Genomic DNA, 14251 nt, shown 5'->3' on the forward strand with positions numbered 1-14251 from the left:
AAAGCCGCTGTCGAGGATTGGGGTGTGGCGTGTACCGGGTATTCGAGGCGCTGGACGAGCTCGTCGCGATCGTGGAAGAGGCCCGCGGTGTCCCGATGACCGCCGGTTGTGTCGTCCCGCGAGGTGACGTCCTCGAACTGCTCGACGACGTGCGCGACGCGATCCCGGGTGAACTCGACGACGCACAGGACGTGCTCGATCACCGCGACAAACTCGTCGGTGACGCGCGCACGCACGCCGAGCAGACCGTGTCCTCCGCCATTGCCGAGGCCGACGAGACACTGACGAGCGCGCGGGACAACGCCGACCGGATCCTGGCCGACGCCAAGGACAAGGCCGACCGGATGGTCGCCGAGGCCCAGGCCCACGCCGAGCAACTGGTCGCCGACGCCCGCGACGAGGCCGAGCAGACCGTCTCGGATGCGCGGCGCGAGTACCAGGACGTGACCGGCCGCGCGGCGGACGAGGCCGAGCGCATGGTCGAGTCGGGGCGCGCCTCGCAGGAACGCTTCATCGCCGAGGGACGGGCCGAGCAGGAGCGTCTCGTATCGCAGACCGAGGTCGTGCAGGCCGCGCACACGGAGTCGGCGCGGGTGATCGATGCCGCGCACGCCGAATCGGACCGCCTGCGCAGCGATTGCGATCTCTACGTCGACAACAAGCTCGCCGAGTTCGAGGAGTTCCTCACCGGCACCGTCCGTTCCGTCGGCCGGGGCAGGCAGCAACTGCGCACCGGCTCCGGCACTCCGACCTACGACGAGCCGGAGGACCGGCGCTCCGACCGGCGGCGCTGAGGGATCGGCGCTCCGACCCGCGTGGCCGCGCGCGCGGCGTCAGCGAGTCAGTGCACCCGTGCGCGGACGGGCGTGACGGCGTCGGCGGCGGACATCGGGGCGGGCGCGTGTGCCCGACGGCGACGGCGCACGGCCTTCTCGGCCTCGACGACGACCGGGACGATCAGTGACCAGCCCAGGCACGCCAGCCACTGGCGACCGGTCAGGGACGTCGTCATCAAGAGGTCCTGGAGGAAGCCGAGTTCCACCGCGAACACCGTGACCACCACTGGCACGGACAGGATCTTCAGCGCGCCGAGCACCGGCGCGGTGACGCCGGACTCCGGATCGCGTCGCATGACCAGTCCCGCGAAGATCGACGCGAGCGAGAGCACCACGAACGCCATCGTCATCGGAACGTTCGCCTCGGTGGTGCTCATCTCGCCGGGGGCGAGGAGCATGGCCGCGAGGGTGACCGCAAACTGCAGAACGCCGTAGGCAAGCCACTGGATGAACGCGGGCCGGTTGGCGATGGGCAGCGCGGGATCGCGCGGCGGCTTGTTCATCAGGTTCGGCGGCGCCGGGTCGACCATGATGACCGCGACCGGGAACAGGGTGATGAAGAAGTGCTGGAACAGCACCATCAGCGGGGTCAGCGCGACGCCGTCGTTGATGTTGAAGATGCTCGCGACGAGGAACAGCAGCACCAGTGAGAACAGCTTCGACATCTGGTAGCGGATGTACGAGACGATCTTCTCGTAGATGCTGCGGCCCAACCGGATCGCGGTGATCAGCGTCCCGAAGTTGTCGTCGGTGAGCACCATCTTGCCCGCCTGCTTGGTGACCTCGCTTCCCGAGCCCATCGCCACACCGATGTCGGCCTTCTTCAGCGCGGCGGCGTCGTTGACGGCGTCGCCGGTCATCGCCACCACCGCACCCGAGCGCTGCATGATGTCGGCCAGGCGCAGCTTGTCCTGCGGGGTGACCCGGCCGAACACGTGCAGGTTCGGTAACGCCGCCGCCAGTTCCTCGTCGGTCATGCCCTGCAGTTCGGCTCCGCCGATCGCGCCCGGACCGAGTCCGAGTTCCGCGCCGATCGCCGAGGCGGTGATCGCGTGGTCGCCGGTGATCATCCGGACGTCGATGCCGGCCTCGTGGGCGGTGCGCACCGCGTCGACCGCCTCCGGTCGCAGCGGGTCGATGATGCCGACCATGCCGATGAAGGTGAGATTCCCGACGTGCCCCATGGGATCGGCGCGGACCGCGTCCTCCTGTCCGTCGAGGTCGCGCGCGGCGAACGCGAGCACGCGCAGGCCCTTCTCCGACATGGCCCGGTTCGCCGCAAGCAGCTCGTCTCGGACCTCGTCGATCGGGACCTGCTGCCGGCCCGGCCGGAACGCGGTCGTGCACCGGTCGATCACGACGTCGGGTCCGCCCTTGACCACCTCCACGAATCGGGTGGCGCCGTCGATCTCGAGGTGGTGGAACGTCGCCATGAACTTGTAGGCGGAATCGAACGGCACCTCGGCGACGCGGGGGTAGGCCTGCCGGGTGAGCGGGGCGTCGACGCCGATCTTCGCGGCGAGCACCACCAGTGCCGCCTCCGTGGGGTCGCCGACGACGTCCCCGGCATCGGAGACGGTGGCGTCGCTGTCGAGGCAGAGCCCGTAGGCGAGCATCGTGAAGTCGGGCGCCTCCTCGCCGGCGGCGTGGGTGATCTTCCCGGACTTGCTGTAGCCCTCGCCCTCGACCGTGTACCAGCGGGTGTGGAAGTACAGCGACCGCACCGTCATCTGGTTCATCGTCAGGGTGCCGGTCTTGTCCGAGTTGATCGCGCTGGTCGCGCCGAGCGTCTCGACGTCGGTCAGGTTCTTCACGACGGCCTTCGCCTCGGCCAGTTGACGTGCCCCGTACGCGAGCATCGCCTGGACGAAGGTGGGCAGACCGGTCGGGATCGCGGAGACGCCCATCGAGATGCCGAGCAGCAGCACCGTCGTGACACTCTGTCCTCGGACCACTCCGATGACGACGATGATCGCCACCGCGATCCACGCGATCAGGCCGAGGACCTTGGTCAGCGAGTCCAGTTCGCGCTGCAACGGTGACTTGCTCGGCGCCACTGCCGAGAGCATCGAGGCGATCCGGCCCATCTCGGTGTGCATCCCGGTGTCGGTGACCACCAGGGTGGCGGTGCCGCGGGTGACCGAGGTGTTCTGGAAAACCATGTTGCTGCGGTCACCGAGGGGCATGTCGGCGTCGGGCAGTCTCGCGGGATCCTTTCCGATGGGGGCGCTCTCGCCGGTCAGCGCGGCTTCCTGGGTTTCCAGGGTCGCCGACCGGATCAGCCGCCCGTCCGCCGGCACGATGTCACCGGCCTCGAGCTCGACGATGTCGCCCGGCACCAGTGCGGTCGCATCGAGTTCGACGAGCGTCCCGTCGCGGACGACCCGCGCCTGCGGGGTCTGCATCTTCGCCAGCGCGTCCACGCTGGCGCGGGCCTTGAGTTCCTGCTGCGTGCCCAGGACCACGTTCAGGACTACCAGTGCGGCGACGACGATCGCCGTCGGAATCTCGCCGATGACGATGCTGACGACGGCCACCGCGACCAGCATCAGGTTCATCGGGTCCCGCAGCTGCCTCAGCGCGGTCGCCCACAGGGAGGGGGAGGGTTCGGCGGCGATCTCGTTGACGCCGTAGCGCTGGGTGCGTTCCGTCGCGTCGGCCGTCGTCAGTCCCGACCGCAGGTCGGACGACAGCGCCGTGACGACGGCATCGGCCTCCTGCGTGTGCCACGGCGGCGAAGGCGGGGTGACGACGGCGGCCTGGGGAGCGGAGTGGTGCTCGGTGGTGGACATGGGACTCCTCAGTACGGGGTGGGAATCCAGTGCAGCGGCTGGTGGGTGGGCTGATAACCGTGTGGGGACTGCCGCGGCGGCAACTCGACGTCGCGATGCTCCGGCGTTTCGTAGGGCACCTGGTCGAGCAGGTGGCTGATCACGTTGAGCCGGCCCCGCTTCTTGTCGTCCGTGTTGACCAGGAACCACGGCGCCCACCCGGTGTCCGTGAGCCGGAACATGTCGTCGCGGGCCCGCGAGTAGTCGTACCAGCGGGTGTACGACTCGAGGTCGAGGTCGGAGAGCTTCCAGATCTTGCGTGGATCGTCGATGCGACTCTGCAGCCGCAGGGTCTGCTCCTCCTCGCTGATCTCGAGCCAGTACTTGAGCAGGATCACGCCGGATTCGACGATGGTGCGCTCGACCGCTGGTATGGCCTCGAGGAACTGAAGCGACTGGTCCTCGGTGCAGAAGCCCATCACCCGCTCGACCCCCGCGCGGTTGTACCAGCTGCGATCGAAGATGATCACCTCACCGGCCGCGGGCAGGTGCGGCACATATCGCTGGATGTACATCTGCGATTTCTCGCGTTCGGTGGGGGCGGGCAGCGCGATGACACGGAAGACCCGGGGGCTGACCCGTTCGGTGATGGCCTTGATGACCCCACCCTTGCCCGCGGTGTCCCGGCCCTCGAACACGATGCAGATCTTGGCGCCCGAGGTCCTGACCCATTCCTGCATCGCGACGAGCTCGGCCTGGAGCGGCACGAGCAGGCGGCGATACTCCTTGTACTTCATCCGGTCGGGTGGCGGCTCGGCGCCCGGCGCGAGGAGCTCGTCGCCGTTGGAGTCCGGGGTCCCGTCGTGCTTCTTGCCGCCGCCACCGTGGTTGTCACCGTGCTTGCCGCCGTGCTTCTTTCCCACCGAACACCCCTCGACCTCGTCGGCCCGGTGGGGGACCGTCTGCCGGGACCCGCGTCGGGACCGGTCGACTGCGCCCTCGCCGCGCGGCTCGGATGAATCGCTGGTGACATCATGCTCCCGGTCGCGGGACGGCGCAGGTCGAACCGTGCCGCCCCCGTGGGGGCACGGTTTCGTGTGCGCGTGGACATCGCGTACCCTGGGGTGGTTGCCCGTTGCGGGCCTTGTCCGCCTCGACGACCTGTCCATCTCGACGAAAGAGTGCTTCGCGTGTCCTCCCACAGCTCCACCGCGCCCCGTCCGCATGACGGTGGCTTCGTGCTGGACACCCGCAAGCTCGGTCGCCGACCCGGGTCGATGACGACGCTCACCCGGACGCTGCCCGCGCCGGCGAGGATCGGTCTCGACCTGATCGCGGTACCGGAGGGTGCCGACGTCGAACTCGATCTGCGGCTCGAGTCCGTCTCCGAGGGTGTGCTGGTCACCGGTACCGTGCGCGCCGCGACGAAGGGGGAGTGCTCGCGCTGCCTCGAACCGTTCGACGGCGAGCTCTACCTCTACCTGACCGAACTGTTCGCGTACCCGGACAGCGTCACCGAGGAGACCACCGAAGAGGACGAGGTCTATCGGATCGTCGACGACCTGATCGACCTGGAGCCGGTCGTCGTCGATGCCGCCGGGCTCGAACTTCCGCTGCAGCCCTTGTGCAGCGAAGATTGCCAGGGACTGTGTCCCGAATGTGGGATTCGCCTGGCGATTGCAGAATCCGGGCATGGGCATGAGATACTGGATCCTCGCTGGGCTGCCCTCGCGGGGAAGTTGGTTGACGCCGACGGTGTCGATGCCGATGCAGAGTCCAGCACGAGTCGTGTGAACACCGAAGCCGAGGAGAAGTAGAAGTGGCTGTCCCCAAGCGCAGAATGTCGCGATCCAACACCCGGTCGCGGCGCAGCCAGTGGAAGACCACTGCGCCCACCCTCATCACCTGCCCGAACCGCGCCTGCGGCGAGAAGACCCTTCCCCACATCGCGTGCCCGTCCTGCGGCACCTACAAGGGTCGTCAGGTCACCGCTGCGGTCTAGTCGCAGTGACACGCAGTACGAGCCCTACAGCTCCCGCCGGCGGCGAGGAGGGACAGCATGCTTCCCTCCTCGCCGCTCTTGGCGTTGAGTTGGCCGAACCACTCCTGACGCTCGCGCTGACCCACCGGTCGTACGCGTACGAGAACGGTGGCCTGCCGACGAACGAACGGCTCGAGTTCCTGGGCGACTCCGTCCTCGGACTCTCCGTCACCGAGCGTCTGTACACAGCGCACCCGGACAAGTCCGAGGGTGAGCTGGCGAAGATCCGCGCGAGCATCGTGAACATGCACGCCCTGGCGGAGGTCGCGCGCGGTCTCGGCGAGGGCGGTCTCGGTGCCCATCTCCTGCTCGGCAAGGGCGAGGAGATGACCGGCGGCCGGGACAAGGCCAGCATTCTCGCCGACGGTATGGAGTCGCTGCTCGGCGCCGTGCACCTGCAGCACGGCATCGACACCGCCCGCACCGTCGTCCTGACCCTGTTCGCGGACCTGCTCGAGCGGGGACCGAAGCTCGGCGCCGGCCTGGACTGGAAGACCAGCCTCCAGGAACTGACCGCCGAACGCGGTGACGGTGTACCCACCTACGAGATCACCTCCACCGGGCCCGATCACGACAAGGAGTTCACCGCGACGGTCCTCGTCGCCGGTGCGCCTCTCGGTGTCGGTATCGGCCGGTCGAAGAAGGAAGCCGAGCAGAAGGCCGCCAGCACTGCCTGGAAGGCGCTGACGGACGTGCAGTCGGACTCCTCCGGCGGCGACTCCGACGCGAGCGAGTAGCCCCGTGCCGGAGCTGCCCGAGGTCGAGGTGGTGCGTCGTGGGCTCGATGCCCACGTCGTAGGTTCCCGCGTCGACTCCGTAGAGGTGTTGCACCCCAGGGCGGTTCGCCGGCACCTGCCCGGCGGACCCGACCTCGTCGCCCGGCTGACCGGGCTCTCCGTCACCGCCGCGCGTCGTCGCGGCAAGTACCTGTGGCTCGAGGTCGACCCGGGGGACCTCGCCGTGGTCGTGCATCTGGGGATGAGCGGGCAGATGCTCGTGCAGTCGCCGGAGGTCGCGCGCGAGAAGCACCTGCGGATCCTCGCGGAACTCGACAGCGGCCGGCAGTTGCGGTTCGTCGATCAGCGCACGTTCGGGGGCTGGGCGCTGGCGCCGCTCGTGGAGGTCGCGGGCACCGCCGTCCCGGAACCGGTCGCACACATCGCTCGCGACCCCCTGGACCCGCTCTTCGACCCGGACGCCGCGATCGCGGCCATCCGGGGCAAACGCTCCGAGATCAAACGGGTGCTCCTCGACCAGACCGTGCTGTCCGGGGTCGGCAACATCTACGCCGACGAGGCGTTGTGGCGCAGCGGGATTCACGGCAATCGACCCTCGGACCGGCTGACCCGACCCCAGGTGCGGTCCCTGCTCGACTCGGTCACCGAGGTGATGTCCGAGGCCCTCGCGCAGGGCGGCACGTCCTTCGACGCCCTGTACGTCAACGTCAACGGCGAATCCGGTTACTTCGATCGTTCGCTGTCCGCCTACGGTCGCGAGGACGAGCCCTGCCCGCGGTGCGGGGCGCCGATCCGGCGGGAGAAGTTCATGAACCGCTCGTCGTACAGCTGCCCGAAATGTCAGCCGCGCCCGCGGTCCGTGCGCGGATGACATCCGCGATCACCGCCGCGGCATCGTCGGCGCGCGATTCCGGTAGCCGCGCGTAGCCGCACAGCAACCCTCGGGGGCCGGTGGTGTCCACCCGGTACGCGGCAAGCGCCCGAACCGCGAGACCTCGCCGCGCGATCGCCTCGGCGACGGCGCCGTCGTCCGCCACGTCGGGCAACCGCAGTGCGACGTGCAGTCCCGCCTCGACGCCGAGTGGGTGCACGTCCGGCAGGTACGCGCGCAGCGCCTCGACGAACGCGTGCCTGCGCGCCGCGTAGGTCCGCGACGACCGGGCGAGATGCCGGGTGAGCGCACCGGATTCGATGAATCCGGCGAACGCGTCCGCGGTGATCGCGCAGACCGCCTCGCCGCTGACCGCCAGTGCCTCGTGGATCCGGGGCAGCAGCCTTGCGGGCGGGACGAGCCACGCCAGGCGCACCGACGGCGTGAGGATCTTCGATGCCGTTCCGACATAGGCGACGTGGTCATGTCCGCCCTCGATCGCGCGCAGGGCGGGCAATGTCGCCACGCCGTACCGGAACTCGCCGTCGTAGTCGTCCTCGATGAGCAGTCGCCCGGCCTCGGCCGCGTCGGACACCAGCGCCGCACGCCGTGTCGCAGGCATCCGGGCACCCAGCGGGTACTGGTGCGCGGGAGTGCAATACACCGCCACATCCGCCGCGCGGATCGTCTCCGGGTCGAGTCCGTCGGCATCAACCGGTACCGGCCGGATGCGGCAGCCCGCCGCCTCGATTGCCAGCCTAGCCTTCGTGTATCCGGGATCCTCGAACGCGACCTGCCGTCCCGCGAGGCCGGCCGCGGTGACCAGAGTTCGCAGCGCGGCGGCGACGCCGGGTACCACGACGATCTCGTCGGCACTCGCCGCGATGCCCCTGGTGCGGCGGAGGTGCCCCGAGAGTGCCTCGCGGAGCCGTCGATTCGAGTTCGGCCCGGGTACGCCGTTCGGAACCGGAGCGGCTGCGGCCGCACGCCACGCCGCCTTCCAGTCGCGGGACGAGACCAGGGCGGTGTCGGGGTAGCCGGGGGACAGGTCGAGCATCGTGTGGGGGAGTCCGGTGCGCGGAGCGGATTCCCGCGCGGCCCCGCCGGTGACGTGCGGGGTGACGCCGGCGCGGGCGGCGGCGTCCGCGCCCGCGGCGACGCGGGTTCCGGATCCCGCGCGGGTGTCGACGAAGCCCGCGGCGGCCAGTTCGTCGTAGGCGTCGACGACGACCGTGCGCGAGACACCGAGTTCGGCGGCGAGCGCTCGGCTCGACGGCAGCAGGTCCCCTGGCCCGAGCGTGCCGCTGCGCAACGCGGTGACCACGGCACCGGCGATGCGGCGGCGGAGCGGTTCGCCGCTGTCCTCCAGTGTGAGGTGCAGTGTCGAGGGCGTCGCTGTCCGGCTCACTCCCGCAGGATACTGGTCTGCGAATATCCGCAGAACTGGATCTGGAGCGCGGACCGGTATCGGGCGACAGTGGAGGCATGACGACCGACCTCGAACTCTCGCGTATCCGCAGACTGCCCGAACGCGCGAGCGCCGACCGCGCCGACCTCGACGCGGTCCTGGACGCCTCTGCATTCGGCACGCTCGCCACCGTCGTCGACGGACTTCCCTGGGTGGTGCCGATGCTCTACGCCCGGACCGGCGACCGGATCCTGCTGCACGGATCCACCGGCGCCGGGGCACTGCGCCACGTCGCGGCGGGCGCCCCGGCGTCACTGTGCGTGACGCACCTCGACGGAATCGTCCTGGCCGACAACCTGTTCAACTCGTCCGCCAACTACCGGTCCGCCGTGGTGCGCGGCCGACTCGTCCCGGTCGGGACCGACGACGCGGAAGCCGCCCTGATCGCCCTGTCGGATGCGCTGATCCCGGGTCGCAGCGGCGAGGTGCGGCCGTCGACGCGGAAGGAGCTCGCCGCGACACTGACGATCGCGCTGCCGATCGAGAACGGGAAATGGACGGTCAAGGTGCGGTCCGCGCCCCCGAGCGAAGGCGACGCGGATCCGGACACCTGGGCCGGCGTGGTGCCGCTGCGCACGGTCGCGGACGCCCCGATCCGGGCGCCCTGGGTCGGCGACGACGCGACCGTACCGCCGTCCGTCCACAGGCTCGTCCGCGGCCGCGCCGCCCGTGAGTGAACGGCCGTCGGGGTGAAAATCGCGCACGGGCCGGGGAGGACGTAAGGATCGCGTAAACGTCTCCTGGTCGCGGTGTCAGCGACTCGTCAGGGGCGAGGAAATCAGGCAATTCCGGGAGCACTCTGCACTGTGGCCCTTGAACGGGTCGGGCGCGCCGACGGACGGCGGCCCTTTTGCAGTGTGAAGAGGAATGCGTGATGGCTGATCTGGCCTACGTGATGCTGATCATCGGCACCTTCGCCGTCTGCGCGGCCGTGCTGCGCGGGCTGCAGATGAAGGCGAACCGGTGACGGCCGCGGGCGTGCTGAGCGTGGTGCTGATCGTGCTCGCGGCCGCCCTGGTGCTCTACCTGCTCGTCGCGCTCGTCGACCCCGAAAGGTTCTAGACCTGTGAATCCCGCACTCGCAGCGGGACTGCAGATCGCGTTCGTCGTCGGCGTGCTCGCGATCGCATACGTCCCCGTCGGTGACTACATGGCCAAGGTCTACACCACCGATGCAAACCTGAGATCCCGCGACCTGCGGATCGAGACGGTCCTCTACCGGCTCTGCCGGATCAATGCCCGCTCAGAGCAGACCTGGTACGGCTACGCCGGTTCGCTCCTCGGCTTCTCCGCCGCGAGCGTGCTCTTCCTGTACTTCCTGCAGCGCATCCAGGGCGTGCTACCGCTGAGCGGCGGACTCGAGGGGGTCAGCCCCGCGGTCGCGTTCAACACGGCGGCCTCGTTCGTGGCGAACACCAACTGGCAGTCCTACGCGCCCGAGACCACGATGAGCAACCTCACCCAGCCGCTCGGGCTGGCGGTGCAGAACTTCGTGTCCGCCGGGGTCGGCATGGCCGTCGCGGTCGCCCTGATCCGCGGCTTCGTCCGGGTGTCCCGGGGCGGCGAGATCGGCAACTTCTGGGTCGACCTGACCCGGGGCTGCCTGCGGATCCTGCTGCCGATCTCGTTCGTCATCGCGCTGATCCTGTTGAGTCAGGGCGTGATCCAGTCCTTCCGGACCGGATTCGAGTCCACCGGACTGGACGGGAACGTCGTCACCAACGCCCTCGCGCCGGTGGCCTCGCAGGAGGCGATCAAGGAACTCGGCACCAACGGCGGCGGCATTCTCGCCGCGAACTCCGCGCACCCGTACGAGAACCCGACCCCGGTCACCAACATCGTCGAGATCCTCGCGATCCTGCTGATCCCGGTGTGCCTGACCCGGACCTTCGGCACCATGGTCGGCGACCGGAAGCAGGGACTGACCCTGCTCGCGGTGATGGGCGTGCTGTGGGGCGGCCTGCTCGCGGTGACGCTGGCCGCCGAGTCCGGCACGCGCGGCGTGGCCGCGACCGCGGCCGGCGCGATGATGGAGGGCAAGGAGGTCCGGTTCGGGATCCCCGGCAGCGCGCTGTTCGCGGTCACCACGACCGGAACATCCACCGGCGCGGTCAACTCCGCGCACGACAGCATGTCGCCGCTCGGAGGCGGTGCGGTTCTGCTGAACATGCTGCTCGGCGAGATCGCCCCCGGCGGTGTCGGCACCGGCCTGTACGGCATCCTCGTCCTGGCGATCATCGCCGTGTTCGTCGGCGGACTGCTCGTCGGTCGCACCCCCGAGTACCTCGGCAAGAAGCTCGGCAGGCGGGAGATCACCCTCGCCGCACTGTCGGTGCTGGTGATGCCGGCCCTGGTGCTGATCGGCACCTCGATCACGGTGATCCTCGGCTCGACCATCGGATACCTCGGCAATTCCGGGGATCCCGGCACCCCGCAGGCAATCCACGGCTTCAGCGAGGTGCTCTACGCCTTCGCGTCGGCGTCGAACAACAACGGCAGCGCCTTCGGCGGGCTCACCGTGACCAGCGACTGGTTCCAGTCCTCGCTCGGGGTCTGCATGCTGCTCGGCCGGTTCCTGCCGATCCTCTTCGTCCTGGCTCTGGCCGGATCGCTTGCCGCACAGAAGCGTTCCGAACCCAACGCGGGCACACTGCCCACCTCCGGACCGATGTTCGCCGGACTGCTCACCGGCACCGTCGTTCTGGTGGCTGCACTCACCTTCTTCCCGGCCCTGGCGCTGGGCCCGATCGCGGAGGCTCTGCAATGAGCGTGAAGATCCAGGAACGTCCCCGGACGTTCCCCGGACCCGACGGTGGTCCGGATTCCACGCCGGTCAAGGCCGGCCTGTTCGACCCCCGGCAGATGGTGACCGCGCTGCCGGGCGCGGTCCGCAAGCTCGACCCCCGCCACCTGGCCCGCAATCCCGTCATGTTCGTGGTGTTCGTCGGCTCGGTGGTGACGACGGTGATGGCGCTCGCCGACCCGTCCGTGTTCGCGTGGGTGGTCGCCGGCTGGTTGTGGTTCACCGTCCTGTTCGCGAACCTCGCCGAATCCGTCGCCGAGGGCCGCGGAAAGGCGCAGGCCGCCAGCCTGCGAAAGGTCAAACAGGACACCACCGCCCACCGGATCACCGACAGTGGGTCGATCGAGTCGATCCCGGGGACCGATCTGCGGGTGGGGGACCGGGTGGTCGTCGTCGCCGGTGAGGTGATCCCCGGTGACGGCGACGTCGTCGAGGGCATCGCCACCGTCGACGAGTCCGCGATCACCGGTGAGTCCGCGCCCGTGGTCCGCGAGTCCGGCGGCGACCGCTGTGCCGTCACCGGCGGCACCGTGGTGCTGTCCGACCGGATCGTCGTCGAGATCACCGCCGCCCCCGGGCAGTCCTTCGTGGACCGGATGATCGCTCTCGTCGAGGGCGCGGCCCGGCAGAAGACACCCAACGAGATCGCGCTGAACATCCTGCTCGCGTCGCTGACGATCATCTTCCTGCTCGCCGTCGTCGCGATCGGGCCGATGGGTCTGTACGCGGGCCACGAGCAGGACCCGATCAAGCTGATCGCCCTGCTGGTGTGCCTGATCCCGACCACCATCGGCGCGTTGCTCTCGGCGATCGGCATCGCAGGCATGGACCGGCTGGTCCAGCGCAACGTGCTGGCGATGTCCGGCCGGGCGGTCGAGGCCGCAGGCGACATCGACACCCTCCTGATGGACAAGACCGGCACCATCACCTTCGGCAACCGTCGTGCCACCGCCCTGTACCCGGCACCGGGCGTCGACGCCGTCGACCTCGCGGCCGCGGCGCGGCTGTCCAGTCTGGCCGACGGCACCCCGGAGGGGCGCAGCATCGTCGAGTTGTGCGCCACCGAGTTCGGCCTGTCCGCGGACCCGACCGAGGCCGAGAAGGCGGCGGAGTTCGTGCCGTTCACCGCGCAGACCCGGATGAGTGGGCTCGACATGCGGGCCGACACGGATGAGGTCCGGCAGATCCGTAAGGGTGCCGGCGACGCCGTCCTCGGGTGGGTGAGCGCGCAGGGCGGAGCCGCCGACGTCGCAGTCACCGACACGGTTGGCGACATCGCCGCAGGCGGTGGCACCCCGCTGGTGGTGGCCGACGCGTCGCCGGACGGGGTGCGGGTGCTCGGCGTGATCAAGCTCGCCGACGTCGTGAAGCCCGGTATCGCACAGCGGTTCGCCGAACTCCGGGCGATGGGCATCAGGACGGTGATGGTCACCGGCGACAACCCGTTGACCGCCAAGGCGATCGCGGCGGAGGCCGGGGTCGACGACTTCATGGCCGAGGCCACCCCGGAGGACAAGCTCGCGCTGATCCGCCGCGAGCAGAGTGGTGGCCGGCTGGTCGCGATGACCGGCGACGGCACCAACGACGCGCCCGCGCTCGCGCAGGCCGATGTCGGGGTCGCGATGAACACCGGAACCTCCGCCGCCAAGGAGGCGGGGAACATGGTGGATCTCGACTCGGACCCCACCAAGCTGATCGAGGTGGTCGAGATCGGCAAGCAGTTGCTGATCACCCGCGGCGCGTTGACCACCTTCTCGCTGGCCAACGACCTGGCGAAGTACTTCGCGATCCTCCCCGCGCTCTTCAGCGTGATCTATCCGCAGCTGGACACGCTGAACATCATGCGTCTGGCCACGCCGGAGTCGGCGATCGTGTCCGCGGTGGTGTTCAACGCGCTGGTCATCATCGCGTTGATCCCGTTGGCGCTCAAGGGTGTCCGCTACCGGCCGGCGACCGCCTCGAAGCTGCTCGGACGGAACCTGTTGGTGTACGGAATCGGCGGTGTCGTCACGCCGTTCATCGGCATCTGGCTGATCGACCTCGTCGTCCGACTGATCCCCGGGATTGGGTGAGTGACCATGCGATTCACGATCGGATTTCTGCGTCAGGTCGGAGCGGGACTTGCCGTCCTGCTCGCATTGACCGTGGTACTCGGCATTGCGTACCCCGCCGCCGTGTGGGGGATCGGGCGCCTGTCGTCCGGATCGGCTGAGGGCTCACCCGTCCGCGACGCCACCGGGTGTGTGGTCGGCAGCCGGTGGATCGGCATCGACCCGCAGGTGTCCGCCGGGGAGCCGGACCGGTTCTTCCATCCCCGGGTGACCGGGTCCGTCTCCGACGACGACCCGTTCGCGCCCGGTGACCCCGCCGTCGCCCTACCCACCAATCAGGGGCCAAGCAGCGAGATCCTGGCCGGTTTCGTCGATGCCCGGCGCACGGCGATCGCCGACCGCGAGGGCGTGTCGCCGGATCGGGTACCGGTCGACGCGCTGACGGGGTCCGGTTCCGGTGTCGACCCGCACATCAGCCCCGCGTACGCGGAGCTGCAGGTGCGCCGCGTCGCCGAGGTCAACGGGTTGAGCGAGGACAGGGTGCGTGCCCTCGTCGACGCGCACACCGACGGCCGCCAGTTCGGCTTCCTCGGCGCGGAGCGGGTGAACGTGCTCGAACTGAACCTCGCGCTCGGGCTCACGGCACCGGATTGTGCGACCGCGGGTGGATGAT

At 69.5% G+C, this 14251-nt stretch carries 13 protein-coding genes; 10 read left to right on the forward strand and 3 right to left on the reverse strand.

All coding sequences use genetic code 11. The features are described from left to right. Positions 1-29: 29 nt before the first annotated feature. Positions 30-794, forward strand: coding sequence for a DivIVA domain-containing protein (locus ACWDU4_RS02320; RefSeq protein WP_450112220.1), 765 nt, complete (start codon positions 30-32; stop codon positions 792-794). 47 nt (positions 795-841) lie between these two features. Here ACWDU4_RS02320 and ACWDU4_RS02325 read toward each other — a convergent pair whose 3' ends face one another. Continuing rightward, positions 842-3628, reverse strand: a complete 2787-nt coding sequence (locus ACWDU4_RS02325; RefSeq protein WP_450112221.1) for a cation-translocating P-type ATPase — start codon at positions 3626-3628, stop codon at positions 842-844. A gap of 8 nt (positions 3629-3636) precedes the next feature. Beyond that, positions 3637-4530, reverse strand: coding sequence for a polyphosphate kinase 2 (gene ppk2, locus ACWDU4_RS02330; RefSeq protein WP_450112222.1), 894 nt, complete (start codon positions 4528-4530; stop codon positions 3637-3639). Between the two features lie 315 nt (positions 4531-4845). On the opposite strand from ppk2, the gene ACWDU4_RS02335 reads away from it, so the two are divergent. Genes ACWDU4_RS02335 through mutM form a run of 4 tightly spaced genes read left to right on the forward strand, consistent with a single transcriptional unit; the run spans position 4846 to position 7256 of the window. Then, a complete protein-coding gene (locus tag ACWDU4_RS02335) occupies positions 4846-5424 on the forward strand; it encodes a YceD family protein (protein ID WP_450112254.1) in 579 nt (192 codons plus the stop codon). A 2-nt stretch (positions 5425-5426) separates the two neighbouring features. Continuing rightward, a complete protein-coding gene (gene rpmF / locus ACWDU4_RS02340) occupies positions 5427-5609 on the forward strand; it encodes a 50S ribosomal protein L32 (RefSeq protein WP_450112223.1) in 183 nt (60 codons plus the stop codon). Between the two features lie 5 nt (positions 5610-5614). After that, positions 5615-6385, forward strand: a complete 771-nt coding sequence (gene rnc, locus ACWDU4_RS02345) for a ribonuclease III (RefSeq protein ID WP_450112224.1) — start codon at positions 5615-5617, stop codon at positions 6383-6385. A gap of 4 nt (positions 6386-6389) precedes the next feature. Continuing rightward, complete coding sequence (gene mutM, locus ACWDU4_RS02350; RefSeq protein ID WP_450112225.1) at positions 6390-7256, forward strand: bifunctional DNA-formamidopyrimidine glycosylase/DNA-(apurinic or apyrimidinic site) lyase; 867 nt, start codon at positions 6390-6392, stop codon at positions 7254-7256. Here mutM and pdxR read toward each other — a convergent pair. Continuing rightward, positions 7192-8664 (reverse strand): MocR-like pyridoxine biosynthesis transcription factor PdxR, encoded by a 1473-nt coding sequence (gene pdxR, locus ACWDU4_RS02355; RefSeq protein WP_450112226.1) that lies wholly within the window; start codon positions 8662-8664, stop codon positions 7192-7194. The genes mutM and pdxR overlap by 65 nt on opposite strands. Before the next feature lie 77 nt (positions 8665-8741). Here pdxR and ACWDU4_RS02360 point away from each other — a divergent pair, with 77 nt between their 5' ends. The 5 genes from ACWDU4_RS02360 (at position 8742) to ACWDU4_RS02380 (ending at position 14250) form a co-directional block, all read left to right on the forward strand. Next, positions 8742-9401, forward strand: coding sequence for a pyridoxamine 5'-phosphate oxidase family protein (locus ACWDU4_RS02360; RefSeq protein ID WP_450112227.1), 660 nt, complete (start codon positions 8742-8744; stop codon positions 9399-9401). A gap of 286 nt (positions 9402-9687) precedes the next feature. Next, positions 9688-9786: a potassium-transporting ATPase subunit F gene (locus ACWDU4_RS02365; protein WP_450112228.1), complete on the forward strand. Its 99-nt coding sequence runs from the start codon at positions 9688-9690 to the stop codon at positions 9784-9786. A 4-nt stretch (positions 9787-9790) separates the two neighbouring features. Beyond that, the gene (gene kdpA / locus ACWDU4_RS02370; protein WP_450112229.1) at positions 9791-11491 is read left to right on the forward strand and encodes a potassium-transporting ATPase subunit KdpA; all 1701 of its coding nucleotides are present in this window, start codon (positions 9791-9793) and stop codon (positions 11489-11491) included. Beyond that, positions 11488-13599, forward strand: a complete 2112-nt coding sequence (gene kdpB, locus ACWDU4_RS02375) for a potassium-transporting ATPase subunit KdpB (protein WP_450112230.1) — start codon at positions 11488-11490, stop codon at positions 13597-13599. Before kdpA ends, kdpB begins: the two co-directional genes overlap by 4 nt. Before the next feature lie 6 nt (positions 13600-13605). Further along, positions 13606-14250: a potassium-transporting ATPase subunit C gene (locus ACWDU4_RS02380; RefSeq protein ID WP_450112231.1), complete on the forward strand. Its 645-nt coding sequence runs from the start codon at positions 13606-13608 to the stop codon at positions 14248-14250. The last annotated feature ends 1 nt before the right edge of the window (position 14251 follow it).

It is taken from the genome of Rhodococcus sp. NPDC003348, assembly GCF_053589375.1.